The organism is Pseudomonas bubulae, from assembly GCF_900618535.1.
Lineage (GTDB): Bacteria > Pseudomonadota > Gammaproteobacteria > Pseudomonadales > Pseudomonadaceae > Aquipseudomonas > Aquipseudomonas bubulae.
In genome coordinates, this window is sequence record NZ_UYJA01000007.1 from 13,338 (window position 1) to 38,857 (window position 25,520).

Genomic DNA, 25,520 nt, shown 5'->3' on the forward strand with positions numbered 1-25,520 from the left:
CTCCAAAAACAGTCCTGCGACCAATCTGGACAGCCCTACTTAAAATAATAATGCCGGAGACTTCCATGAACGTTTCTACCACCCCGTACCAAAACGCCCGCCTGCTGATCGATGGCGAATGGGTCGAGTCGCAGACCACCGAGTGGCACGACATCATCAACCCCGCCACTCAGCAAGTGCTGGCCAAAGTACCGTTTGCCACTGCCGCTGAAGTCAACGCCGCCATCGCTGCCGCCCAGCGCGCTTTCCAGACCTGGAAGCTGACGCCCATTGGCGCGCGCATGCGCATCATGCTCAAGCTGCAGGCGCTGATTCGCGAGCACTCCAAGCGCATCGCCACTGTGCTCAGTGCCGAACAGGGTAAAACCATTGCCGACGCCGAGGGCGATATTTTCCGCGGCCTGGAAGTGGTCGAGCATGCTTGCTCCATCGGCACCTTGCAGATGGGTGAATTCGCTGAAAACGTTGCGGGCGGGGTGGATACCTACACCTTGCGCCAACCTATCGGGGTCTGCGCCGGGATCACACCGTTCAATTTCCCGGCCATGATTCCGCTATGGATGTTCCCGATGGCCATCGCCTGCGGTAACACCTTCGTTCTCAAACCGTCCGAGCAAGACCCGCTCTCGACCTTGATGCTGGTCGAGCTGGCGCTGGAAGCCGGGGTCCCGCCGGGTGTGCTCAACGTCGTGCATGGCGGCAAGGATGTGGTGGATGCGCTGTGCACCCACACCGATATCAAAGCGGTTTCGTTCGTTGGCTCAACCGCCGTCGGTACCCACGTTTATGACCTGGCGGGCCGTCACGGCAAGCGCGTGCAATCGATGATGGGCGCGAAAAACCACGCCGTGGTGTTGGCCGATGCCAACCGCGAGCAAACCCTCAACGCGCTGGTCGGTGCCGGCTTTGGCGCAGCCGGCCAACGCTGTATGGCTACCTCGGTGGTGGTACTGGTGGGGGCGGCGAAAAAATGGCTGCCGGATCTCAAGGCGCTGGCGCAAAAACTCAAGGTCAACGCCGGCAGCGAGGCGGGTACGGATGTAGGTCCGGTGATCTCCAGGCGTGCTAAAGAGCGGGTACTGGGGTTGATCGAAAGCGGCATCAAAGAAGGCGCAGTGCTGGAACTGGATGGCCGCAACATCAAGGTCCCGGGTTTCGAACAAGGCAACTTTATCGGTCCGACCCTGTTTTCCGGGGTCACCACCGATATGCAAATCTATACCCAGGAAATTTTCGGCCCGGTGCTGGTGGTGATTGAGGTCGATACCCTCGACCAGGCCATTGCACTGGTCAACGCCAACCCGTTTGGCAACGGCACCGGCCTGTTTACCCAAAGCGGCGCTGCAGCGCGCAAGTTCCAGACTGAAATCGATGTGGGCCAGGTCGGTATCAATATTCCGATCCCGGTGCCGGTGCCGTTCTTCAGCTTCACGGGTTCCCGTGGCTCGAAACTCGGTGATCTTGGCCCGTACGGCAAGCAAGTGGTGCAGTTCTATACTCAAACCAAGACCGTCACCAGTCGCTGGTTCGACGATGACAGCGTGAATGATGGCGTCAACACAACCATCAATCTTCGTTGAGGGCACACAGCATGAATATCGCATTTATCGGCCTGGGCAACATGGGCGCACCAATGGCGCGCAACCTGCTCAAGGCCGGGCATTCGCTGAACCTGTTTGATCTGAACCAAAGCATTCTCGCCGAGCTGGCCGCCCTGGGTGGCCATATCAGCACCTCGCCTCGGGAGGCCGCCCAAGGCACCGAACTGGTGATCACCATGCTCCCGGCTGCTGCCCATGTGCGCAGCGTGTGGCTGGGTGAGGACGGCGTGCTGGCTGGCATCGGCGCAGGTGTACCCGCCGTGGATTGCAGCACCATCGACCCGCAGACCGCCCGCGATGTCGCCGCTGCAGCCGCCAAACAGGGCGTGCAGATGGCCGATGCGCCGGTGTCCGGCGGCACCGGTGGCGCGCAGGCGGGCACCCTGACCTTTATGGTCGGCGCTCCCCAGGCGCTGTTCGACACCCTGCACCCTGTACTCGAACAAATGGGCCGCAACATCGTCCATTGCGGGGATGTGGGCACCGGCCAAGTGGCTAAAATCTGCAACAACCTGCTGCTCGGGATCTCCATGGTCGGCGTCAGCGAGGCCATGGCCCTGGGGGCTGCACTGGGTATCGACAGCGAAGTACTGGCCGGGGTGATCAACAGCTCCACCGGGCGCTGCTGGAGCTCGGAGGTGTACAACCCGTGGCCGGGCATCGTTGAAACCGCCCCTGCGTCACGCGGCTATACCGGTGGATTTGGTGCCGAGCTGATGCTCAAGGATCTGGGGCTGGCCACCGAGGCGGCACGTCAGGCCCACCAGCCTGTGGTGATGGGTGCCGTGGCGCAACAGCTGTATCAGGCCATGAGCCTGCGCGGCGAAGGCGGCAAGGATTTCTCGGCCATCATCAACAGCTATCGCAAACCTCAGTAACTGGTCGCTTTACCGGGAGCCCGCGTCGGGCGGGCTCCCGGGTTTTTTGCGTGGTTTCACTCAGGCAAAAACGAAATACTTGCGCACGGTTTCAACCACTTCCCATGTGCCTTTCATGCCCGGCTCGACCACAAAGATATCCCCGGCCCGCAGATGGATCGGTTCTTTGCCCTCTGGGGTGATGATGCAATAGCCCTCACGGAAATCGCAGTATTCCCACTTCACATATTCCACATACCACTTGCCGGGCGTGCAAATCCACGTGCCCATGATCTTGCTGCCGTCTTCGCTGGTGTAGGCGTTGAGGTTGACGGTATGGGGGTCGCCCTCGAGTTTTTCCCATTTGCAGGCATCGAGCACGGGCAGGGGGTGGGTGTCACGAAGCACGGTGATTGGCGCAGACATAAAACCTCCGGTGATGGGTTATCGAACCTCACCCTAACCGCAGCGATACTCTGACAGATGCCTGGTTCCGACCCCCAGATGCGCAAAAGCCCCGGCACTGTTTTCAGTGCCGGGGCTTTTTTGTAACAGCCAAATGCTTAGTGCGAGTTGGCCAGAGCCTTACCGGTGCGCAGGCGCAGCACATAGAAGCCGTAGATGATCAGCAGCCACACCGGAATCGCATACACCGACGCACGAACGTCGGGGATCATCCAGATAACCGAGACAATCACCGCCATAAACACCAGGCACAGGATATTGCTGAACGGGAACCAGAATGCCTTGAACGAAGGCGTCATGCCCTGAACGGCCATGGCCTTGCGGAACTTGATATGGGTGAGGCTGATCAGTGCCCAGTTGATCATCAGCGAGGCAACCACCAGGGCAAACAGCAGCTCCAGTGCCTTGTGCGGGGCCACATAGTTGACCACCACGCACAACAGCGTCACCAGTGCCGACACGCCCAGTGCACGCAACGGCACGCCATTTTTGGTCAGCTTCATCAGGGCTTTGGGGGCATCACCCTGCTCGGCCAGGCCAAACAGCATGCGGCTGTTGCAGTACACGCCGCTGTTATAGACCGACAGCGCGGCAGTCAGTACCACAAAGTTGAGGATTTGCGCGGCGGTATCACTGCCGATCAAGGCAAAGATCTGCACAAACGGGCTGCTGCCGTAGGCATCGCCGCCGGCGCCCAGGGTTACCAGTAACTGGTCCCACGGGTACAGTGCCAGCAGCACGGTCAGGGCGCCCACGTAGAAAATAAGGATCCGGTACACCACCTGGTTGATGGCCTTGGGGATCACCTTTTTCGGCTCGCTGGCTTCCGCCGCGGTGATACCCACCAGCTCCAGGCCACCGAAGGAAAACATGATAAAGGCCATGGCCATCAGTAGCCCCATGCCGCCATTGGGGAAGAACCCGCCGTGGCTCCACAGGTTGCTGATCGACGCCTGAGGGCCGCCGGTGCCGCTGAACAGCAGGTAGCAACCCAGGACGATCATGCCGACAATCGCCACCACCTTGATAATGGCAAACCAGAATTCCATTTCGCCGAACACTTTCACGTTCAGGGTATTGATCAGGTTGACCAGTACAAAGAACACCACGGCGCTGACCCAGGTTGGCACCTCGGGCCACCAGAACTGGATGTACTTGCCCACGGCCGTCAGCTCGGCCATGCCCACCAGCACATACAGTACCCAATAGTTCCAGCCCGACAGAAACCCCGCATAACCGCCCCAGTACTTGTGGGCAAAGTGGCTGAAGGAACCGGCCACTGGCTCTTCGACGATCATTTCACCGAGTTGGCGCATGATCAGGAACGCGATAAAGCCGGCGATCGCATAGCCCAGGATCATCGACGGCCCGGCCGACTTGAGCACGCCCGCCGACCCCAGAAACAGGCCCGTACCGATAGCGCCGCCCAGGGCAATCAGCTGGATATGGCGGTTTTTCAAACCGCGTTTGAGTGTGACCGGGGGGGAATTAGCGTCAGCCATCGGGTGCCCTGTGAGTTGTTATTCTCAAAACTGGATAAAAGTACCCGTGGGCAAAGGCGCCCCGGGTGTCGCAAGCCCCGGATATTACTCTGGGTAAAAACCAAGGCATACAGGCTGGCAGTAAACGGCGACTATTCTTACAAGCTCAAAGCTTCCAGCAATGCCATGGCATAGGTGGGCAATTGCGCAAACGAGCGGGCGCACAGCAGCAATTTACGATCAGCCCATGGCTCGCTCAAGTTCACCACTTCAAAGGTGCGCGGGGCCTGCCAGCGCTCGATGGTGGCCCTGGGCACAATCCCCAGCCCGGCGCCGCGAGCGACCATGCGCAATACCCCGTCAAAGCCTTCGGCACGGATACGCACCTGCATGCGACACCCCATATGCAGTGCCTGTTCTTCCAGGTACACCGCCAGCGCGCTGCTGGCCGACAACCCGACATAGTCATGGCTCAGGGTGTCGCTGAACGAGAGGCTGGGCCTGTGGGCCAGCGGGTGGTCGAGGGGCATGACCAGTACCAGCGGGTCATCGCGAAAGGGCCGGGTTTGCAGGTCACGGGTGTCTACCGCGTTGGAGATCACACCGATATCGGCGGCGTCCAGGCGCAGGGCATGGGTGATGCGCAGGCTGGTGAGTTCTTGCTGGTCGACGCTTATGGCAGGGTGCTGGCGTACAAAGTCGGCGAGCAGCTCGGGCAGGTATTCGGTGAGGGCGGCGGTGTTGCACAGCAGGCGGATACGGCCTTTGAAGCCCTGGGCGTATTCGCTCAGGTCGTGGTTCATGCGCTCCACCTGCTGCAACAGTAACCGGGCATGTTGGGCCAGCGCTTGCCCGGCAGGGGTAGGGCTGATGCCACGACGGCTGCGCTGCAAAAACGCCACGCCCAGGGACGCTTCCATCGCCCGGATCCGCGCACTGGCGGCAGGCAGCGATAGATGGCTGAGGCTGGCGCCGGCGGTGATATTGCCTGCCTGCAGCACATTCAAATACAGACGCAGGTCAACCAGGTCGAAGTGCATGAAAGGTCCTTGAAGATCCTGTAAAGATTCTAAATAGCGCCGCAAACCGCTGTTGTAGCAGCTGCCGAAGGCTGCGTTCGGCAGCTGCTACGGGTGAGGGGTTCTGCCTATTGTCAGGCGATAGGCAGACTCTGTGCATGGCGCATTTTCAGGCGCTGGCCCATGCCCCAGCATAGGCCCATGAAGACACTTGTCGAGTTTTACCAACACCTGGGATGGGCCTTGTCACTGCTGGTGATAGTGACCTTTTTGCTGGCCGGTACGGTCAAGGGCGTCATCGGCCTGGGCCTGCCGACTGTCGCCATGGGTATGCTCGGGCTGGCTATTGCTCCGGCGCAGGCTGCGGCTCTGCTGATTATCCCGTCCATCGTGACCAACGCCTGGCAACTGGCCGCCGGCGGCCAGTTGCGGGGGTTGCTCAAACGTCTGTGGCCCATGCAGCTGGGGATTTTTATCGGCACCGCGTCAGGCATGCTGTGGCTCAGTATCGATGGCGGTAGCTGGGTGGTACGAGCGCTGGGCGCGGCCCTGTTGCTTTATGCCCTCAGCGGGTTGTTCCTGCCCACCCTGCGCATCGCCCCGCAGCGCGAACCCTGGCTGGGCCCGGTGTGCGGGCTGATCACCGGGGTCATCACCTCGGCTACCGGGGTGTTTGTTATCCCTGCCGTGCCCTATCTGCAAGCCCTGGGCCTGAGCAAAAACCAGTTGGTGCAGGCCTTGGGTTTGTCCTTCAGCGTCTCCACATTGGCCCTTGCCGCCGGGCTGTACTGGCGTGGCAACCTGGCTGGCGCCGAGCTCAATGCCTCATTGCTGGCGCTTTTGCCCGCCATGCTCGGCATGTGGCTGGGGCAATGGTTGCGCCAGCGCATCAGCGCCTTGCTGTTTAAACGGGTGTTTTTTATCGGCATGGCGCTGCTGGGTACTCACTTGCTAATCAACAATTAACAATGGATTCGTGCTGTAGCGGCAAAGGTGATTTGACCCATCACGGGTTTTTCTCATGCGAGGGAAACGATATTCTGCCGACATGTTTTTGAACTCCCCTGTCGCTCAACAGCGCTGAGGGTTTAACCCCCTGGAGGCTGATGATGAAAAAAATACTCTTGCTTAACGGTGCGAAAAAATTCGCCCACTCCGATGGTCGCTACAACCTGACCATGCACGACACTGCGCTGGCGTTTTTTGATCGTCAGGGTTTTGAAGTCAAAGTGACCCATATCGACGAAGGCTACGATATCGCCGAAGAAGTGGAAAAATTTCTTTGGGCTGACGTAATCATCTACCAAATGCCCGGCTGGTGGATGGGCGCGCCGTGGATCGTTAAAAAGTACATGGATGAAGTGTTCACCGAGGGTCACGGTAAACTTTACGCCAGTGACGGCCGCACCCGTTCCGACGCTTCGCAGCGCTACGGCAGCGGCGGCCTGATTCAGGGCAAGCAGTACATGCTGTCGCTGACCTGGAACGCACCGCAGCAGGCGTTCGATGACCCGGCCGACTTCTTTGAAGGCAAGGGCGTGGACGCGGTGTACTTCCCGTTCCACAAGGCTAATGAATTTTTGGGCATGACCGGCCTGCCGACTTTCCTGTGTGTTGACGTGATGAAACGTCCGCAGCCAGACGTTGATGCGGCCCGTTACGAGCAGCACCTGGCCGAGGTGTTTGGCCTGAAGGCGTAAGCGACGCCGGGGTGGGAGCGGGCTTGCTCGCGATGCAGGCAACTCGGTTGTTATGACGAACCGCGGTGATACCATCGCGAGCAAGCCCGCTCCCACACGTAGATAAGGTCGACCGCGTGAAAGCCAGATCCGATGAGCTGCAAATCTTTGTTTCGGTGATCGAGTGCGGCTCGATATCTGCCGCCGCCGAGCAGGCCGGGCAAACGCCTTCGGCCGTGAGCCGTACGCTGTCACGGCTGGAGGCCAAGCTTGAAACCACGCTGATCAACCGCACCACGCGGCGCATGGACCTGACCGAGGAGGGCAAGTTCTTTTTCGAACGGGCCAAATTGATACTTGAGCAAATGGACGAGCTGGAAGAGCGCCTGATCTCGCACCAGCGTACCCCCTCCGGGCGCTTGCGCATCAATGCCGCCGCGCCGTTTGTGCTACATGCCATCGTGCCGTATATCCCTGAATTCCGTGCCCTGTACCCCGAGATTCAGCTGGAACTCAACAGCAACGATCTGATTATCGACCTGCTTGAACAAAGCACCGATATTGCCATTCGTATCGGCACCCTGGCCGACTCCACCCTGCATGCCCGCTCCCTGGGGTGCAGCCCGCTGAATATCCTCGCCAGCCCGGACTACATTGCCGCCCACGGCATGCCCACAAATGTTGCGGATTTGGCCCACCATACCCTGATAGGTTTTACCCAGAACGATGGCCTCAACCAGTGGCCGCTGCGTTATGCCCAGGGCGACCGCTGGCCCATTCAGCCTGCCATCAGTGCCTCAAGCGGTGAAACCGTACGTCATCTGGCGTTGCAAGGTCAGGGCATCGCCTGCCTGTCGCACTTTATGACCCACGAAGATATCAGCGCCGGGCGCCTGCAGGTGGTGCTGGGCGAGTTCAACAGCGGCTATCGCCAGCCGATCCATGCCGTGTATTACCGCAACTCGCAGCTGGCGCTGCGCATTCAGTGCTTTCTGGACTTTATCCAGGCCAAGCTGGCCAGCTACGCGATCTGCGACAAGCCCACAGGGCTTGAGTGAGGTTCCTACATATAAAGCAACGTCTGCACCTACTGCGTCGCTTTATATCCCGGCGTACCGATGCAGGAGGCGCTCAAACATGCCTCGCTGTTGCTCAAGGGCGCAGAACTGACCGCCGACGACATCCGTTCCCACCTCAGCGGTTTTGAGGCCGAGCAGTTGTGGTGCGTCATTCACGGCGTCGAGCTGGCCCGTGGTCTGGTGGATGCACTGATCACCGAAACGCGCACATAACGCCTTCGGCAGCTGCTACCAGTTCTGTTTTGGTGCAGAACCGCGCTGCCCTCAAGGGTGTGTGTCATTGCGCACTTTTACGTTTGTTGTTTGAAAATATCGCCGAATTCAGACAAGGTTCGGCCACAGTTGATAACAATAAAAGGATGTATCGAATGCGCATTGTGTGGTTCAAAACCCTGGCCCTGACGGCTGCCATCGCGGCCAGCTCTTCGGCGTATGCCGTCACCCTGGACGGCGGCGCAGTCGCCGCACCCGATCAATACGGCGCCGAAGTGGCCGCACAAATTCTCAAAAAAGGCGGCAACGCCGTCGACGCCGCAGTTGCCACCGCCTTTACCCTGGCCGTGACCTACCCCGAAGCCGGCAATATCGGCGGTGGCGGGTTTATGACGATGTACATCGATGGCAAACCCTATTTCCTCGACTATCGCGAAACCGCCCCCAAAGCCGCCAGCCGCGATATGTACCTGGACGACAAAGGCGACATCATCGAGAACTTGAGCCTGGTCGGTTCCCGCGCTGCCGGCGTGCCGGGCACGGTGATGGGGCTGTGGGAAGCGCATCAACGCTTTGGCAAATTGCCGTGGGCCGAATTGCTGACCCCGGCCGTGGGGTATGCGAAAAACGGCTTTAAAGTGGCCGATCAGCAATTTCAGTACCGCGAAGATGCACTGGCGCTGTTCAAGGGCACTACCAATTTCGCGGACTACTTTGGCAGCATGAAGCCCGGGCAAACGTTCAAACAGCCAGAGCTGGCCGTGACCCTGGAGCGCATTGCCGACCAGGGCGCCAAGGAGTTCTACCGCGGCAAGACCGCCGACCTGCTGGTCGCGCAAATGCAGCAGGACAAGGGCTTGATCACCAAGCAAGACCTCAACGACTACAAGGTCAGCTGGCGTGAGCCGATGCGCGTGGATTTTCGTGGCAACACCCTGTACACCGCGCCGCTGCCAAGCTCGGGCGGTATTGCTCTGGCGCAGTTGATCGGTATCAAGGAGGACCGCGCAGCGGACTTCAAAGGTGTGGAGCTGAACTCTGCGCCCTATATCCACCTGCTGGCCGAAATCGAAAAACGTGTGTTCGCCGACCGTGCCGACTACCTCGGCGACCCGGCCTTCGGGAAGATGCCTGTGGCCGAGCTGACCGATCCGGCCTATATCGCCAAGCGTGCGAAAGAGGTTAACCCGAAAGCGATCTCTGCGACTGCCAACGTCAAACCGGGCCTGGAACCCCATCAGACCACGCACTTCTCCATCGTCGATAAACAGGGTAATGCGGTCAGCAATACCTACACCCTGAACTGGGATTACGGCAGTGGTGTTGTGGTTAAGGGCGCGGGCTTTTTGCTGAACGATGAAATGGATGACTTCAGCTCCAAGCCCGGGGTGGCCAATGCTTTTGGTGTGGTGGGCGGCAATGCCAACGCTATCGAGCCGGGCAAGCGCATGTTGTCTTCCATGAGTCCAAGTCTGGTAACCCGCGATGGCCAGGTTACGCTGGTGCTGGGCACGCCGGGTGGCTCACGGATTTTTACCTCGATTTTCCAGGTGCTGAACAATATCTACGACTACGACCTGCCGCTGGAAAAAGCCGTAGCTGCACAGCGTGTGCATCACCAGTTGCTGCCTAAAGACACGATCTACTTTGACGCCTATGCGCCACTTACCGGCAAGGTGGCTCAGGAGCTGAAAGCGATGGGCTACACCCTGGAGGATCAGGGCTGGAACATGGGGGATATTCAGGCCATCCGGGTTAAAGGCACTGAGCTTGAAACCGCCTCCGACCCGCGTGGCCGTGGTGTGGGGATGGTGGTGAAGTAAGCCCGCAACGCACATAGACGCATCACTCTTGTGGGAGCGGGCTTGCTCGCGATGCAGACACCTCGGCCATTCTGGTTCACCGAGTTGTTGCCATCGCGAGCAAGCCCGCTCCCACAATTGCTTTTTAGCACCTGCAATTTGCTACCATCTGTTGCCTGTAACTCCCTCCGTTTTTCCCGTCCCGAATTTTAGGTAAACCATGAAACTCTCACGTCTGCGCGCTGATGTCCTGGCCGGGCTCACGACGTCTTTCGCCCTGTTGCCCGAGTGCATTGCGTTCGCGTTGGTCGCCCATCTCAACCCTTTGATGGGGCTCTATGGCGCGTTCATCATTTGCACCCTAACCGCGCTGTTTGGCGGCCGGCCGGGCATGGTGTCCGGTGCTGCCGGGTCGATGGCGGTGGTGATCGTTGCCCTGGTGGTGCAACACGGTGTGCAGTATCTGTTGGCTACGGTGCTGCTGAGCGGGTTGATCATGCTGGCGTTCGGCTTGTTCAAACTCGGCAAGCTGGTACGCATGGTGCCGCACCCGGTGATGCTGGGCTTCGTCAACGGCCTGGCAATCGTGATTGCCATGGCGCAACTGGATCACTTCAAGGATGGCGACACCTGGCTCAGCGGTATGGCGTTGTACATGATGATCGGGCTGGTGGCCGTGACCATGGCCGTCGTCTATCTGTTGCCTCGTCTGACCCGCGCCGCGCCACCTGCGCTGGTGGCCATTTTGGGCGTAGGGCTGGCGGTGTACTTGCTGGGTTTGCCAACCCGCACCCTGGGTGACATGGCGCATATCGCCGGTGGTTTGCCCAGCTTCAGCCTGCCGCAGATTCCCTGGACCCTTGAGACCCTGGGCATCATTGCGCCCTATGCGATCGTGATGGCAGTGGTGGGTTTGCTGGAAACCCTGCTGACCCTCAACCTCACCGACGAAATCACCGAAAGCCGTGGCTACCCGGACCGCGAGTGCGTGGCGCTGGGGGCGGCGAATATGGTGTCGGGGGCATTCGGCGGCATGGGCGGGTGCGCGATGATCGGCCAGACCGTGGTTAACCTCAGCTCCGGCGGGCGCGGGCGATTGTCCGGCGTGACCGCCGGTGTGATGATTTTGCTGTTTGTGTTGTTCCTGTCGCCATTTATTGAACGCATTCCGCTGGCGGCTCTGGTGGGGGTGATGTTTGTGGTGTCGCAGCAGACCTTTGCCTGGGCCTCTTTGCGAGTACTGAACAAAGTGCCGCTCAACGATGTGCTGGTGATTGTCGCGGTGACCGTGATTACCGTGTTTACCGATCTGGCGGTAGCGGTGATGTGCGGGGTGGTTATTGCTGCGCTCAATTTTGCCTGGCAGCAGGGGCGCCAGATGTATGCCGACGCGGATCTGCAGAGCGATGGCAGCAAGCTTTACCGTGTGCACGGCACGCTGTTTTTTGCCTCGACTACGACGTTTCTCAAACAGTTCGATCCGGGTAATGACCCGGCGCAGGTGACGCTCGATTGTCGTCATTTGAACCTGGTCGATTACTCGGCCATTGCGGCACTGGACACCCTGCGCGAGCGTTATCGCAAAGCGGGCAAGCATCTGCGGGTGCTGCACCTGTCCGAGCGCAGCAAGAAGTTGCTCAAGCGCGCCCGGGTTCAGCACGAATAAGGTCAGGAGCCCCTTACTACCCCTCTCCCGGTGGGAGAGGGGACAGAGCGCTCTACACCTTGAAGTGGCTGACCATCTCTTGCAGCTGGTTACCCAGCCGCGCCAGTTCAACACTGGACTTGGCCGTTTCATCACTCGCCGCTGCGGTTTGCTCGGACACGTCGCGCACGTTGACGATGCTGCGGCTGATCTCTTCGGCGACCGCAGATTGCTGTTCGGCAGCAGCGGCAATCTGTTGGTTCATCGACTGAATATTCGACACCGTGCGCGTGATGCCCTGCAGCGAGGTGCCTGCGTGGCGGGTCAGGGTCACGCTGCTGTCGGTCAGGGTGCGGCTGTTTTGCATCACGGTGGCCACGTGCTGGGTGCCGCTTTGCAGGGCCGCGACCAGGGTTTGAATCTCTTCGGTGGATTTTTGCGTACGCTGGGCCAGGCCACGCACTTCATCGGCCACTACGGCAAAACCGCGCCCGGCGTCACCGGCACGGGCTGCTTCGATTGCGGCGTTGAGGGCCAGCAGGTTGGTCTGCTCGGCCACGGCCTTGATCACGTCCATCACGCTGCCGATCTTGTCGCTTTCCTGTTGCAATACGGCCATGGCTTCGGTTGAACGACCCACTTCCACCGCCAGGCGCTCGATCTGGTCAATGGCCTGGTTGACCACGGTATCGCCTTCACGGGCTTCATTGTCTGCGGCCGCGGCGGCTTGCGAGGCTTGCTCGGCATTGCGCGCCACTTCCTGCACGGTGGCGGTCATTTCATGCATGGCGGTGGCCACCTGATCGGTCTCGATCTTCTGGCTGTTGACCCCGGCGCTGGTTTGCTCGGTCACCGCGGACAGCTCTTCGGCGGCACTGGCAATCTGGCTGACGCCATCACGGATACCGCTGATCAACTCGCGCAGGGTCGTACCCATGCGTGCAATACCTTGTTGCAACACGCCCAGTTCGTCGCGACGGGTGACGCGCAGGTTCTGGGTCAGGTCGCCACTGGCGATGCGATCGACCACGGCCAGGGTTTCACGCAGGGGCACGGTGATCTGGCGGGTGATGATCACGGCCGCGGTGATGCCAAACAGCAATACCAGCAAGGTGGTGATCAGTTGCATGCTGTTGGCCGTGGCGCTTTCGATGTCGCGGCGTTCCAGTTGAATCTTGTACAGCTCATCGCTGCGGCCAAGGATGCTGGAGCCGTATTCGGTCATGTCCTTGCGCATGGCAATGATGGTGTTGGCGGTGCTGGTGTACAGCTCCAGCGCCTGCTGGTACTGCTCCATGGTTTTGTTCAGGGTGCGCAGGGTGTCGCCGGCATTGGCGGCAAAGTGCGAGCTCAGGCGGTCTAGGCTGGCAAGGGCCGCGTCCAGTTGCTGGCGTGCGGCCTTTTCCGTGGCGGGGGTGGGCGCAGCAATATAAGCGCGCACCTGATAGCGCGAGAGCAGGAACTGTTCACGTACTTCAGACACGCTCTGGTACATGGCAAAACGGTTTTCGTCACCTGCGGGCAGTTGCAGGGCGCGGTTCAGCAACGTCGTGATGGCGTCCTGGGCCAGAGCGGCGCTGCGGTCCATGTCGGCACGGGATGCGGCGGACTCGACGTAAGCCTTGCGCATGCTCACCAGTGCACGCTCGTAGCGGCCGATGATGGCTTGTTGCTCCTTGAGCAACTTGAGGTTTTCCGGGCTCTGGAAGGTGGCAATCAGCTGACTTTGTTGCGCAGAAAACGCGTCAATGCTGGCCTGTACACTTTGTGCGGCAGTTTCGTCGCCATCGGTCAGCATGTATTGCAAACGCGTCACCCGCAGGTTGGTAAACGCGGTGTTTAAACGGGTGATGTCGCTCATCCAGTTACTGCGATCAATCATCTGGCCCAGACTGATCCAGTTGCTGACGGCCATTACGCAGGTAAGGGCCAGTACCAGGCCAAAGCCCAGGGACAGTTTCAGGTTGACGCTGATATTGCTCAGCCATCTATTCATAGAGTTCTCCAGGAACGCTGCACGCATGATCTAAGTTCGCTGGAGGGAATTATTTTTTTTGACCCAGCCGAGTGTTGTGTTGGAGGGGTATCGGCTGCATTCGCCAGAGCTGAAACGTTTTGTTGGGCGCCAGTTCACATAACAACCTATCCATTTGAGTAGCGTGCCTGGATTGCGCTTTTACGCTTTTTTTCACATCCGTTTCACCTGCCTCTGACCTCCCTTTTTTTAGCCTGCGTTCAGCTAATAGAGACCTGCTTTATGCAAGTCTGTTTATACCGCCGGGCCGCGAAGCGACCCGTTGTCATATTCGCGCTATAGGGTGTCGGTCAGTGATATCACTGGCTGGCGCAGAGGGCATAAGCATCGTGACGTTGAGTCTTGATCAGACCGGAATTAACCGTACGCTGTTGCGTCGTGCTCTGCTCCGTTACAAAAATGTGCTGGTGGTGATCGTGGCAAGTGCGCTTGCCGTTGCGCTGACATTGAGGCTGCTGGCCCCTGCGGCCCCGCCTGATCTGGCGCAGCCCAGCCATGCCGATCGTGTGTTGTTGCTCACCGACAGCTGGGCCAAGGGTGATGTGATTGCGCTGGTTCGACACGGCGAGCGTTGCGACCGTTCCTCGGCCCAGTGCCTGGGCCCCATGGACGGCGTGACGGTGCGCGGTGAAGCAGCAGTTCAGGCGCTGGGCGCAGACTTCAGGCAGTTGGGGCTCAGCCATACTGATATTCACAGCAGCCTGCTGACCCGGGCCCGACAAACCGCCGATGCCATGTTTGCCCGCCCGGTAGAGGCGCAGGACTGGCTGTTCAACTGCCGCGGCAGCATGCTGCGTGATGCTCTCAAGCACAAAGTGGCGGGCCACAACCTGATTCTGGTGAGCCACAGCGAATGCATGGACCAACTGTTGATGGACATGAACCTGTCAACCAGCACCACGTTTGGCTATGGCGCTTCGTTGTTTATCAAGACCGATGGCGCGAACGAGGATCCGCAGATGCTGGGCTATATCGAGCCCAAAGACTGGAAAAATATCGTGCCGGTGGTCACCCCGAACAACCGTCACGGGTTTGAAGCCTCGCAGTTCTAATCGTGGGCGCGAGCAGGCTCGCGCCCATAGAGTCAATCCATCCCCCCTCAATTGTGCTTGAACAAACGATCCCAGTTCTGTTCTGCCGGCAATGGCAGGTCGCTGAGTTCGCGGGCCACCACGTTTTCGATATCGTTGGCGCTGAGCACTTTTTCGTCGAGCCATGGCCAGGTCGCATCCGCATCGCGGAAGTTGAGCTGGTTGTTCAATTGCTGGCACGCCTGGGCGAGCAAGTGCATCAGCGCCCACAGGCTGGTGATGTAGGGTTTTTGTTGCTCGGGGATGCGATTGAGCAGGGCGGCCACGTCAGGCAGGTTCGCACCGGGTGACAGGTTGCTGCGCAGGTTCCATAGAATCGCGCCGTTGTTCGACACCTCCTGATTGGCCAATGCCGGGTCGGTGCTGACCTCGACATTGAGTTTCACATGCTGCTGCTCTAGCTGATCGATCAGATAGTTGGCCAGATCGGATTTGCGCAAGAAGGCGGTGGCCGTATTGAAGGCCAGGTGAGCGTCGTAGTCGCTCAATGTTTTGCTGGATATACCGATGGTCATGGCGGGCTCCTTGGTCGGGAATTGTCCAAGGAGCGTAGTCAATGTGCCGTGATCGGCCACGGTATCTGCGGTTGCGTTGCCCGGGATCAAGTTTATGGGGCTGAAGCGGCCAGGCTGACAAGGTAGAAGTGGTGCCGGCCGACGCTGAGCTTGTCGAGAGTCTTGAGGGCCATGCCCGGTATCTCGGGGTTTTCTACCAGGGCGATATTGTCGGGGGATGCGCTGAGGAATGCCTGCAACTCTTCGGTTGAACTGAGGGTGTGCTGCAACTGCTGGCTGTAGAACACCACGGCGCCGAGGCGTTCGTCGGGCCGCAGCAGTGCGACCTGCTTGCCGCTGGCCTGCAGGCTCATGACCTCAGCGGCGAGGGGCTGGAAGGACTGTTCCTTGTCGGCCAGCGGTGCCCGATGGGCCGCCAGCAGGTAGGCGCCCACCAGAGCGGCCAGCAGCGCGATGGCAAGCGGGCGATGGTTGTCGCTGAAGAATTTGGCCACGGTCGAGTGCGCGCTTTTTTGGTACAGCCAGTCCAGCAGCCCCCGGGCGTACTCGGCGGCAATCACTGCAGCCGCAGGGGCCATCGACATCATGTACACCGCCCGCTTGCTGGAGGCGAGGTTGAGCAGCACAAATTGCGCGACCAGCCATACACAGAAAAACAACAGGAAGGGGTTGCTGCGCAGTTGTTTGCGAAAGTGCCACAGACCCAGATAGGTCAGCAGGTTCCACGGCAGGAAGGCTTCGGGCAGTTTTCGCAGGTAGTAGTAAAAGGGTTCGTAATGCCCGGCTTCAACAAAGGAGCCGCTAAAACGCCCAACGCTGTTGGTCAGCAGCAGTTCGCTGACTAACGGCATGCCGCCGCGCTGATAGAGCATGCACAGCCAGACCGTCAGCGGGATCAGCCCCAATAGGGTCAGCAGGGCAGGGCGTAGCCAGTTGCGCGGCTTGAAGCGTTTTTCCAGCAGGCTTTCACACACCAGATAGACAAAAATCACCACGCCCGGCAGTGCCAGGCCCAGTACGCCTTTGCTCAAGGTGGCAATGGCGATGCCGGTCGCGAATAACAGCCAGCTGCCCCGGGCAAAACCGGGTTGACGGTTGGCATGAAAAAACGCCAGCAAGGCCATGGTTACGCCCAGGGTGAGCAAGGCATCTTCGCCCACCTGGCGGGTGTTGCCCCAAAATATGCCCATGGTTGCCAGCATGGCGGCGGCTGTCCAGGCCAGTGCTGTGGGGCGGCCCAGCTTGCGCAGCATTGCATAGAGCAACAACACGCAAAATAGACCGGCAAAGGCCGAAGCCAGGCGTACGGCGAACAGTTCGCCGCCGAATACGCGAATGGCTCCTGCATCCAGCCAGAGGCTCAGGGGTGGTTTTTCCAGGAAGGGGGCATTGAGCAAATTGGGCGTTACCCAATCGTCGCTCAGGTGCATCTGCATGGCTATGCCTGCCACGCGGGACTCTGTCGAGCCCTGCAATTGGTGATTCCCCAGCGCAAAAAAGAACAGCACGCAACCGAGAAGCAGTAACAGCAGGGCAGGACGAGTCAGACGCATTGGGCTACCAGGCAGCAATCGAATGGAGTACTGCACTGGAGTATAGGAGGGCAAACCTTAAAGCTTTGTGAAAGCTACACAAACGCTTGTGTCAGAACGTTGCCTTGACCTGCAGCCCCGCGACCAGCGCATTGCTGCGCTTGGCGCCGTAGAAAGCCCCTGGTTCGATGATGTATTGCAGGTCCGGGCGCAACAGCAGCCACGGCGTGACTTGCGCGCCGTAGTTGAGCTCCAGCAACTGCTCGCCGCTGTCCAGGCTGGCGATCATGTCCGCCTGTTCCGGGCTGCTGGCTGCCGCTTCCTGCACGTCGCGGGAGCGCGAGTTGAATACGGCGCGGCCGTAGGCAAAGGCGATGCTGTCTTTGGGGCGGCTGGCAAACGGCTTTTGTTTGACCAGGCCTACCGAGTACCAGTGGCGCATAGGCGAGGTCGCGGCATTGCTGCTGGATGCCTGGCCAAAGGCGCGCAATACGCTTTCGGGGTCTTGCTCATCACGCCAGATGGCCTGGTCGACCAGCACATAGGCGCCGGTGCGGTTGTTGGCTTTTTGCGTGCTGCCAATCTTGCGGGTATTGGAGGTGTCGTAGTACCAGCCCACTTTGTATTGGCCATTGAGCCAGGCGTTGTTGGTGAAGATCGCTTCCAGCGGCATGATCGCTCCGGTAGTGCCTTTGGTGGTCATGCTGAAGGCTTCGGAGGAGCGACTGTTGTATTCGGGGTTGACCTGGAACACGGCGGTTTGCAGGGTCAGGGCCGGGCTGACGGTGTAGCGCAGTTCGCCGCCCCAGTGGCCGGTGGGGTAGTTGGTCCAGCCGCTGCCATTGGACTGGGTCAGCGGATGCGCGCAGAAACCGGCGTTGACGAAGCTGGTCAACAGCGGCATGCCGCCAAAATCGTTGCCCATTGGCATAAAGCCAACCTTGGTGGTCAGGTCTTCGGAAAACAGCGTGCGCTGGTAGCTGAACTCGGACAGGCGGGTGTAGTTGCCGCCGGCGTTTTCCTGGATTGGCAGGCGGTTGCCTACGAGGTCTTCGGAGGCGCTGTGACCGCGACGATCATTGACGGTGATTTGCACCAGGCCAGCATCGGCGCTACCCAGTATTTTGCTCAGGTCGAACTGGGCACCGATACGCACTTGTTGCGAGTAACGGGTGCCGTGCTTGATCCCGCCATGCAAGTTGGAGAAGGTTTCGGAGTTGTAATCACCGGTCAGCTTGATGCCTTTGTCGATCAGCTTTTGGCGCTCGCCGCCCCAGTCGCCGGTCAGGGTCGAACGGTTCATCAGGTTGTCGGTGGTGTCGGCCAGTACGCAGGCAGGCGTCAGGGCCAGCAATGACAAGCCGCCGCACAGGCTGGTGTTCAGCAGGGCGCGGGAAGAGAAAAACATCTACAGAAGCTCCTTTATATGAAGTGTCGGCGACGGGGCGCGACACGATGCCGCACATTATGAACTATTTAGTTAATTAATTTCATATTTGGTTACACGACCTCCCTCTAATGACTAAGGGCGTTGGTAGCGGCCATCCGCTAGACTCCCGCGTTTATCCGTACCAAGGGATGTTCATGATCTGGTTTCTTGAAGGGCAATCGAGCCAACGCGATGTGATTGCAGGTGCCCGGGCGGCGCTGCCGGACACCGTGCGAATTTTCGCCTCGCACCGCCAAAATCGCCCTGAAATCACCGGATTGGCGGATGTCGCCTGGCGGGAGCCGCAAGACAATCAGGAGCGCATCGGCTGGGTGATCGAGCAGGCCAGCGCCCGGCAGATCAAGGTGGTGCTGGCCGGGCGTGTGGGTCAGGTATATGAAGCGCACCGCGCCGAGTTCGAAGCGGCCGGGTTGCAACTGGTTACTGGCGCTCTGGATCTGGACACCTTTGAGCGGGTTGACGACAAGTCGACGTTTACCCGTGAAGCCCTGGCGGCCGGACTGGCGTGCATACCGGCGATGACGGTGAGCACCCAGGCTGAACTGGAAACGGCTTACGCCCAGTTGGCCCGCGACGGCCAGGTGTGTGTAAAACCGACGCGCGGTATTTACGGCCAGGGCTTTTGGCGTTTGGCCGATAACGTGGACCCGTTTCGAAGTTTTGCCAATGCCGACGCCCATGAGGTCAATGCGACAGTGTTTGCCCAGGCCTACGGTCAATCGGATGCGCCCCAACCGTTGCTGGTGATGCCTTATATGCCCGGCAGCGAATGCTCGGTGGACATGGTCTGCGAGGCGGGCGAGGCCGTGGCCTATGTGGGGCGGCGCAAGCAGGGCCTGATGCAGACATTCGAGCGCGACGGTGCGGCGGTCGAACTGGCGATCAAGGCGGCGCGGCACTTCAAGTGCGACGGTATCGTCAATGTGCAGACCCGGGATGATGCCGCAGGCCAGCCGCATTTGCTGGAGATCAACCTGCGCTATTCTGGCGGTATCGGCTACACCCGCGAAGCCGGAGTCAACCTGCCGGGTATCTTTGCCGCACGCCGCCTGGGCCTGCCCGTGCCAGCCAGTACATGGCGCGAGAATGTGCAGGTCAAGGCAATCACGGTGGTGGTTCCGGTTCGCGGAGAAGAGCTGTTAAGGTGATCAGCTCTTGTTTGTCGCGGGCACAGGGGAGTCACAAGCGATGATATTGATGCCGGGCGCCAATGCGGCCCTTGAATCTGTGCGTTGTGAGATGAGCCTGACCTGCTCGCGAGCGGGCGCATTGGGTGACTATGCGGGGCTGGCGTTGCTGGCCGTGGATGGCAAGCGCCAACCCGTCGGGGAGCCTGCGCTGATACACGCCCCGCAACCCTGGCTGGCATGGCATGACACCGCCGGCCTGGCACGCTTCAGCCTGGTGCTGGAACAATTGCCTGCAGATTGTGAGCGTGTATTGCTGGTGCTCTATGTGTTCGGCGCGCTGGGTCCGTTACGTGAACTCGGCCAGTTCCGGCTCAAGGTCGGTGAGCAGATCGAGCACAGTCTGGCACTGGATGAGTTCGGTGATGGCGCAATGGTCATTGCCGAGGTGTACCGACGCAACGATCAATGGAAAATCCGCGCACTCGCCGAAGCGTCCGCCTACGGCTTGAGCGCGTTTGCCCGACGCCTGGGGCTGGCTCTGGATGATCGTCATCCGCAACGCATGAGACCTGAGGCATCAGACGACAGCGTTGCGCGCCAAGGGGCTACAGGTACTGGTTTTGCCGTAAGCACCCAGCATATTTTGACCTGTGCTCATGTCATTGAAGGCCTCGAGCAATTGTCGATTACGTCCTTTGAAGGTCGATACAAGGCGGAGTCTGTGGTGGTCGATCGCAAGAACGACCTCGCTTTGCTGCGGGTCATTGGTGCCCCCCCTTTGAACCCGGTGACTTTTCGTGAGGGCGTGGGCTGTGAGCTGGGCGAAAGTGTCGTCACCCTGGGGTTTCCGCTCGCCGGGCTGGCAGGCGGTGGCGTGCAAGTTTCCCAAGGTGTGGTTTCGGGCCTGTTTGGCCTTCGCGACGATGCCAGCCTGATGCAGTTCACCGCACCGATTCAGCCCGGCTCCAGCGGAAGCCCGGTGTTTGACCCGCAAGGATTGGTCAGTGGCCTGGTGACCTCGAGCATGGCGGATGCGCAGAACATGAACTTTGCTGTCAAGTCGGCACTGGTACTGGCGTTCCTTGAGGCAGCCCGTGTACCGGCCCGGCGCGGGTGCAGTGAACGTTCGTTGAGCACGCCGGAGTTGGTACGCGCTTCGCAGGCTGGACTGTGGCGGATTGACGCCAGCCATCTTCAGTAACCATTTTTTACTTGTCTTAACCCCCCGTCTCCCTAATCGTCCCCCATTTTTTCAGTATGTTCAGGTAGTAAACATCAATGAACAGCGGTAATTCCAAGACCGAACCCAAGGTATTGCATGCAAACCTCAAGCGCGGTCGTCTGGAGGTAGAGGTCAATGCATCGACCTTTGAGCCACAGGCACTTTTCGATTTTGCCGAGCGCCGAAACCCCAAGCGCGCCTTTTTATTCGTTTCCCGTGTATTGGGGCGTCATATCCCGGCACGGCCGTCACTGATGGCGGAAAGCTTCAATGCCCTGGCTGCAAAAATCCCTGCCGACCTGCCCGGCCCGGTGCTGGTTATCGGCATGGCTGAAACCGCCGTTGGCCTGGGTGCTGGCGTGCACCGCGCGCTCAGCCAGACCCGTGATGACAGCGTGTACCTGTGCAGCAGCCGCCACCCTACGGGCAGTGAACTGTTTGCCCGTTTTGAAGAAGAGCACAGCCACGCCAGCTCGCATCTGCTGCATTTGCCGCAAGACGCACACACCCGCGAGATGATGCTCAACGCCCGCTCGCTGGTGCTGGTGGACGATGAAGCCTCTACCGGCAATACCTTTATCAATCTGTCCCGGGCGCTGGCCGAAGCAGGGCTCAACTCGGTCGAGCGTATTGTCACCACGACCCTGACCGACTGGTCCCGGGACGCTGTGCGCAAGGCCATGGGCGATCATGTCAGCAGCGTCTCTTTGCTCGATGGTCGCTACACGTTCGCCGAAGATACCACCGCAGAACTCCCTCAAATGCCCGAAGTGGGCAGCGTGGCCCAGGGCGACTGGGCACTTGATGCCAGCCGTGACTGGGGGCGCATGGGCGTTCGCGAACACCTTGATACCCTGGCGCCCGATCTGCAGGTCGCCCCAGGTGAACGGGTCTTGGTGGTCGGCACCAGCGAATTTGTCTGGCGCCCGTTTCTGCTGGCCGAGCGCCTTGAGCGGGCGGGCGCCGACGTGCGCTTCAGCTCCACCAGCCGCTCGCCCATTGCCTTGGGCCATTGCATCGATCATGCATTGTCGTTCTCGGATAACTATGGCCTGGGTATCCCCAACTTTCTTTATAACGTCGCCCCCGGCCAGTTCGACCGGGTGCTGATCTGCAGCGAAACCCCGGCAGCTGCGGTCGATCCGGCGCTGGTTAGCGCGTTGAATGCGCAGGTAATCGTTGATGAGCAGTAATCGTCCTCTGGTGTTCGTTGATCTGGACGACACCCTGTTTCAAACCGCCCGCAAAATGGGTGATGAGCCACGCTTTGCCGCCACCCTGGATGTGGACGGCCAGCCCAACGGCTTTATGAGCGCAACACAAAAGAGCTTTGTGGAATGGCTGCTGGCCACCAGCGATGTCGTCCCCGTAACTGCGCGCAGCATCGAGGCCTATCAACGTGTGCAATTGCCGTTCGTCCACGGCGCGGTGTGTGCCCACGGCGGCGTGATTCTCAAGCCTGACGGCTCGCTGGACCCGGTCTGGCATGCGCGCATGTGCGAGGAGCTGGCCCTTGAGCAAACCCGGTTGCATCAACTGAGCGAGCAAACCCTGGCCATTGGTGCCGAACTTGGCTTTTCGTTGCGTGGCTGGGTGGTTGAAGAGCAGGGCCTGGCCAATTACGTGGTCACCAAGCACAACAACGAAACCGACGAAGCGCTGCTCGTCGTATTGGCCGAGGTCAGGGCGCGCGGGTTGCTCGATGGCCTGTATGTACACGGCAATGGCAACAACCTGGCGTTTCTGCCCATCACCCTGCAAAAGCGTGAAGCGGTACGTGAGTGGATCCGCCGCGATCAGGCGATCAACGGCAAGCGCCCGTTGCTGGGCTTCGGTGACAGTGTGTCGGACCTGGGCTTTATGGCCGAGTGCGACTGGTGGGGCACGCCCAAACGCGGGCAGTTGGCCGCTCATGTGCTGGCGAGCGTCGACCATGAGTAATGCTTTCGCAGGCCTGGAAACCGTCGGTAGTGGCAGCTATGACGCCGATGACGTGCACTTTTTACTGCGCGCCCTGCAGATTGAAGTCACCGACGTGCAGGAAAAAGAGCGGCTGATCCAGACCCGGCAACGCCATTACTCCGAGATGATCAGCCAGGAACATGCGCCGTCCGACACCCATAAAAGCCTTTACCAGCGTGCCCTGATGCAAAATGGCGCGCGCATGGCGGCCGATGTGCAGGCGCTGGCGCTGGCCTTGAATGAGCGCTACAACGGCCCCTCGATTGCGCTGGTGTCCTTTGTGCGCGCCGGTTTACCGCTGGGTGTACTGCTGCGCCGGGCGCTGCTTGATCTGGGGCGCGAGGCTGCGCATTACGGCATCAGCATTATTCGTGACCGTGGAATCGACAACGTCGCACTCGAAGCTATCATCAAGAGCCACGGTGCCGAAAACATCGTGTTTGTCGATGGCTGGACCGGCAAGGGCGCGATCAGCGGCCAGATCCGCGAAAGCCTGGCGGGAGACTCGCGTTTCCCGGCAGACCCACGCCTGGTGGTGTTGGCGGACCCTTGTGGCCGCGCGTGGCTGGCGGCGTCCGCTGAAGACTGGCTGATCCCCTCGGGCATTCTGGGGGCTACGGTTTCCGGGCTGGTTTCTCGTTCCATCTGGCCGCAAACCCCGGGCCTGCATGGTTGCGTGGTGTATGACCATTTGGCGGAACACGACGTGACCATGAGTTTTATCCACAGCATCGAAACCGAGCGGGCACAGCTTGCCCCGTTGCCCGCTGCGCAACCCTGGACACTGGATCAGGCCGCAGCCTTGCAACACTCGGCGGTAGCTGCGGTCGAACGTATCTCGACGCGGTTTGCGGTGACCAACCCCAACCGGGTCAAACCGGGTATCGCCGAGGCCACCCGCGCCGTGATGCGCCGGGTACCGGACCACGTGCTGGTGCGCAACCTTGACGATCAGGACGTGCAACTGCTGTTGCACCTGACGCGCCAGGCCAATATCGAGGTCCAGGAAGTCGGTGATGAACTGGGGCCGTATCGCGCTGTGACCGTAATCAGGAGTGTTCGCTGATGATCAAGCATTCAGCCTATGCCTTGGGCGCCACACTTTATATGCCGGCCACCCGTCCCGATATTCTGGATGTGGTGCTGGGCGAGAAGATCCAGGGTTTACGCTCGCTGGTGGTGTGCCTGGAAGACGCCGTGGCCGAAATCGACGTGCAGCAGGGGCTGAACAACCTCAAGAACCTGCTGTTGGGCATCGAGGCGCGTGGCGGCCGTCCGTCGAGCGGGCCGATCCTGTTTGTGCGCCCGCGTGATGCGGCAATGGCAGCGGTGCTTAATGATTGGTCGCTGATGCGCCATGTCGACGGTTTTGTGGTGCCCAAACTCAGCCTGGGCAATATCCGCGAGTGGCAGCAGGCGGTGACCCGCGACGACCTGATGCTGATGCCCACTCTGGAAACCCCGGAAGTCTTTGTGCCCAATGCCATGGTAGAGCTGCGCAGCGCCATGCTGGAGCTGTTGCCTGAGCGCATTATTGCCCTGCGCATCGGTGGCAACGACCTGATGGGCTGCCTGGGTTTGCGTCGTCCACAAACCATGACCCTGTACAGCACGCCCATGAGCTATGTGATTCCCATGTTGTGCGGGATCATGGGCTCGGCAGGTTTTGCCCTGACCGCACCGGTGTTCGAGCAGCTCAATACGCCACACGTGCTGGATCAGGAACTGGCGCTGGATATGGCTCACGGGCTTGTAGGGAAAACTGCGATTCACCCGTCACAAATTGCAGTTATCCACAGGGCGTTGCAAGTCAGCCTTGAAGATCTCAACAGCGCACGCCAAATATTGAGTGAGGCGGCGCCTGCGGTGTTCAAGTTCAACGACGCCATGTGCGAGCCTGCGACCCATTACAAATGGGCGCAAACAATTATTGAACGGGCACATTGGCAAGGGGTTCGCCCTGAAGTCGCCTGCCCGACAGACACTTTTGGAGGCAGCCTGAGATTGGCTGAATTAGTGGGTTGAACGACGTTTTGAATACATCGGACAAAGGCAACAAGCAGGTTCTGTCAGCGTTCGACTTCGATGGCACACTGACCTATCACGACAGCTTTGTGCCGTTTTTGCGCTTTGCCTTTGGCAATCGCCTGTTCGCGATGCGCCTGTTGCGGATGATTCCGGCCACGGCGTGCTACCTGCTGGGCAGGATTTCTCGCAATGATTTGAAAGAGAAACTGATCGCGGTCTACCTGACCGGCGCCAAAGAGGCCTGGGTAAAGGAGCGCGCTGAAGCATTTTGTGACGTTTCCTGGCAGCGTCTGATGCGGCCTTTGGGCTTAACATCCGTCGCCAACCAGATTGAGCAGGGCGCCAAGGTAACAATTTGCTCGGCGTCCCCTGAACTGGTGCTCACACCTTTTGCCAAAAAACTCGGTATCGGCTTGATCGGTACACGGCTGGCCTCAGTCGATGGCGTGCTGACCGGAGATATCGAGGGCACCAACTGTCGCTGTGAACAAAAAGTCATTCGGCTGGAGGCGCAATACGGGCCTCTGGACCAATACACACTGCGTGCCTGGGGTGACACCCGGGGCGATGAACAGATGCTCGGAGCCGCTCAAGAGCCGCATTGGCGTGAATTTCACGCATTGTGGCGTCGCAAGCGGCCACTTGACGTGTGCTTGCGCGAGGAGCTGTAAGCCAGGCGCAAGCAAAGCATGTCAATAATCAGTAATTACCTAT

Annotated in this window: 23 protein-coding genes and 1 pseudogene; 16 read left to right on the forward strand and 8 right to left on the reverse strand. The window is 59.8% G+C overall.

Annotated features, from left to right (window positions below):
* Window positions 1-65: 65 nt before the first annotated feature.
* On the forward strand, window positions 66-1,580 hold the full coding sequence (locus PPTH39_RS21880) for a CoA-acylating methylmalonate-semialdehyde dehydrogenase (RefSeq protein ID WP_095002465.1): 1,515 nt from the start codon (window positions 66-68) through the stop codon (window positions 1,578-1,580).
* 11 nt (window positions 1,581-1,591) lie between these two features.
* The gene (mmsB, locus tag PPTH39_RS21885) at window positions 1,592-2,479 is read left to right on the forward strand and encodes a 3-hydroxyisobutyrate dehydrogenase (protein ID WP_095002466.1); all 888 of its coding nucleotides are present in this window, start codon (window positions 1,592-1,594) and stop codon (window positions 2,477-2,479) included.
* A gap of 60 nt (window positions 2,480-2,539) precedes the next feature.
* Here mmsB and PPTH39_RS21890 read toward each other — a convergent pair whose 3' ends face one another.
* The 3 genes from PPTH39_RS21890 to PPTH39_RS21900 all read right to left on the reverse strand — a co-directional run bounded on the left by PPTH39_RS21890 (window position 2,540) and on the right by PPTH39_RS21900 (window position 5,444).
* Window positions 2,540-2,884, reverse strand: coding sequence for a cupin domain-containing protein (locus tag PPTH39_RS21890; protein WP_016783536.1), 345 nt, complete (start codon window positions 2,882-2,884; stop codon window positions 2,540-2,542).
* Between the two features lie 137 nt (window positions 2,885-3,021).
* Window positions 3,022-4,425, reverse strand: coding sequence for an amino acid permease (locus tag PPTH39_RS21895; RefSeq protein WP_130872465.1), 1,404 nt, complete (start codon window positions 4,423-4,425; stop codon window positions 3,022-3,024).
* A 137-nt stretch (window positions 4,426-4,562) separates the two neighbouring features.
* A complete protein-coding gene (locus PPTH39_RS21900) occupies window positions 4,563-5,444 on the reverse strand; it encodes a LysR substrate-binding domain-containing protein (protein ID WP_130872466.1) in 882 nt (293 codons plus the stop codon).
* A gap of 180 nt (window positions 5,445-5,624) precedes the next feature.
* On the opposite strand from PPTH39_RS21900, the gene PPTH39_RS21905 reads away from it, so the two are divergent.
* The 6 genes from PPTH39_RS21905 to PPTH39_RS21930 all read left to right on the forward strand — a co-directional run bounded on the left by PPTH39_RS21905 (window position 5,625) and on the right by PPTH39_RS21930 (window position 11,862).
* The gene (locus PPTH39_RS21905; RefSeq protein WP_095002470.1) at window positions 5,625-6,389 is read left to right on the forward strand and encodes a sulfite exporter TauE/SafE family protein; all 765 of its coding nucleotides are present in this window, start codon (window positions 5,625-5,627) and stop codon (window positions 6,387-6,389) included.
* Between the two features lie 143 nt (window positions 6,390-6,532).
* Window positions 6,533-7,123 carry an NADPH:quinone oxidoreductase MdaB gene (gene mdaB / locus PPTH39_RS21910; protein WP_095002471.1) on the forward strand — a complete coding sequence of 197 codons (591 nt, stop codon included), beginning with the start codon at window positions 6,533-6,535 and terminating at the stop codon, window positions 7,121-7,123.
* Window positions 7,124-7,239: 116 nt separating this feature from the next.
* A complete protein-coding gene (locus tag PPTH39_RS21915; protein WP_095002472.1) occupies window positions 7,240-8,160 on the forward strand; it encodes a LysR family transcriptional regulator in 921 nt (306 codons plus the stop codon).
* 60 nt (window positions 8,161-8,220) lie between these two features.
* On the forward strand, window positions 8,221-8,394 hold the full coding sequence (locus PPTH39_RS21920; RefSeq protein WP_176465213.1) for a hypothetical protein: 174 nt from the start codon (window positions 8,221-8,223) through the stop codon (window positions 8,392-8,394).
* Between the two features lie 155 nt (window positions 8,395-8,549).
* Window positions 8,550-10,217: a gamma-glutamyltransferase gene (gene ggt / locus PPTH39_RS21925; RefSeq protein WP_130872467.1), complete on the forward strand. Its 1,668-nt coding sequence runs from the start codon at window positions 8,550-8,552 to the stop codon at window positions 10,215-10,217.
* A gap of 199 nt (window positions 10,218-10,416) precedes the next feature.
* Complete coding sequence (locus PPTH39_RS21930; protein WP_095020642.1) at window positions 10,417-11,862, forward strand: SulP family inorganic anion transporter; 1,446 nt, start codon at window positions 10,417-10,419, stop codon at window positions 11,860-11,862.
* 52 nt (window positions 11,863-11,914) lie between these two features.
* On the opposite strand, the gene PPTH39_RS23930 is transcribed toward PPTH39_RS21930, so the two are convergent.
* Together PPTH39_RS23930 and PPTH39_RS23935 are read right to left on the reverse strand one after the other, a co-directional pair.
* Window positions 11,915-12,778: a methyl-accepting chemotaxis protein gene (locus PPTH39_RS23930; protein WP_371928121.1), complete on the reverse strand. Its 864-nt coding sequence runs from the start codon at window positions 12,776-12,778 to the stop codon at window positions 11,915-11,917.
* Window positions 12,770-13,864: pseudogene (locus PPTH39_RS23935) on the reverse strand (methyl-accepting chemotaxis protein); the annotation flags it as partial. The pseudogene PPTH39_RS23935 and the gene PPTH39_RS23930, both read right to left, overlap by 9 nt.
* A 341-nt stretch (window positions 13,865-14,205) precedes the next feature.
* On the opposite strand from PPTH39_RS23935, the gene pmrG reads away from it, so the two are divergent.
* Window positions 14,206-14,928 (forward strand): lipopolysaccharide core heptose(II)-phosphate phosphatase PmrG, encoded by a 723-nt coding sequence (pmrG, locus tag PPTH39_RS21940; RefSeq protein WP_232527685.1) that lies wholly within the window; start codon window positions 14,206-14,208, stop codon window positions 14,926-14,928.
* Between the two features lie 47 nt (window positions 14,929-14,975).
* On the opposite strand, the gene PPTH39_RS21945 is transcribed toward pmrG, so the two are convergent.
* The 3 genes from PPTH39_RS21945 to PPTH39_RS21955 all read right to left on the reverse strand — a co-directional run bounded on the left by PPTH39_RS21945 (window position 14,976) and on the right by PPTH39_RS21955 (window position 18,422).
* The gene (locus tag PPTH39_RS21945; RefSeq protein WP_095018720.1) at window positions 14,976-15,482 is read right to left on the reverse strand and encodes a hypothetical protein; all 507 of its coding nucleotides are present in this window, start codon (window positions 15,480-15,482) and stop codon (window positions 14,976-14,978) included.
* A 92-nt stretch (window positions 15,483-15,574) separates the two neighbouring features.
* Window positions 15,575-17,035 (reverse strand): ArnT family glycosyltransferase, encoded by a 1,461-nt coding sequence (locus PPTH39_RS21950; protein ID WP_130872469.1) that lies wholly within the window; start codon window positions 17,033-17,035, stop codon window positions 15,575-15,577.
* Between the two features lie 91 nt (window positions 17,036-17,126).
* Complete coding sequence (locus PPTH39_RS21955; RefSeq protein WP_095024395.1) at window positions 17,127-18,422, reverse strand: carbohydrate porin; 1,296 nt, start codon at window positions 18,420-18,422, stop codon at window positions 17,127-17,129.
* Between the two features lie 176 nt (window positions 18,423-18,598).
* On the opposite strand from PPTH39_RS21955, the gene PPTH39_RS21960 reads away from it, so the two are divergent.
* The 7 genes from PPTH39_RS21960 (at window position 18,599) to PPTH39_RS21990 (ending at window position 25,477) form a co-directional block, all read left to right on the forward strand.
* Window positions 18,599-19,612 (forward strand): ATP-grasp domain-containing protein, encoded by a 1,014-nt coding sequence (locus tag PPTH39_RS21960; RefSeq protein ID WP_130872470.1) that lies wholly within the window; start codon window positions 18,599-18,601, stop codon window positions 19,610-19,612.
* A 40-nt stretch (window positions 19,613-19,652) separates the two neighbouring features.
* Window positions 19,653-20,795: a trypsin-like peptidase domain-containing protein gene (locus tag PPTH39_RS21965; RefSeq protein WP_095002480.1), complete on the forward strand. Its 1,143-nt coding sequence runs from the start codon at window positions 19,653-19,655 to the stop codon at window positions 20,793-20,795.
* Window positions 20,796-20,872: 77 nt separating this feature from the next.
* Window positions 20,873-22,009 (forward strand): phosphoribosyltransferase domain-containing protein, encoded by a 1,137-nt coding sequence (locus PPTH39_RS21970; RefSeq protein WP_095020647.1) that lies wholly within the window; start codon window positions 20,873-20,875, stop codon window positions 22,007-22,009.
* Window positions 21,999-22,757 carry an HAD family hydrolase gene (locus PPTH39_RS21975; RefSeq protein ID WP_095031907.1) on the forward strand — a complete coding sequence of 253 codons (759 nt, stop codon included), beginning with the start codon at window positions 21,999-22,001 and terminating at the stop codon, window positions 22,755-22,757. Before PPTH39_RS21970 ends, PPTH39_RS21975 begins: the two co-directional genes overlap by 11 nt.
* A complete protein-coding gene (locus PPTH39_RS21980) occupies window positions 22,750-23,844 on the forward strand; it encodes a cysteine protease StiP family protein (protein ID WP_130872471.1) in 1,095 nt (364 codons plus the stop codon). The genes PPTH39_RS21975 and PPTH39_RS21980 overlap by 8 nt, the downstream gene beginning before the upstream one ends.
* The gene (locus PPTH39_RS21985) at window positions 23,844-24,803 is read left to right on the forward strand and encodes an HpcH/HpaI aldolase/citrate lyase family protein (RefSeq protein ID WP_095020649.1); all 960 of its coding nucleotides are present in this window, start codon (window positions 23,844-23,846) and stop codon (window positions 24,801-24,803) included. The genes PPTH39_RS21980 and PPTH39_RS21985 overlap by 1 nt, the downstream gene beginning before the upstream one ends.
* On the forward strand, window positions 24,800-25,477 hold the full coding sequence (locus PPTH39_RS21990) for an HAD family hydrolase (protein WP_095018727.1): 678 nt from the start codon (window positions 24,800-24,802) through the stop codon (window positions 25,475-25,477). Before PPTH39_RS21985 ends, PPTH39_RS21990 begins: the two co-directional genes overlap by 4 nt.
* Window positions 25,478-25,520 lie beyond the last annotated feature (43 nt).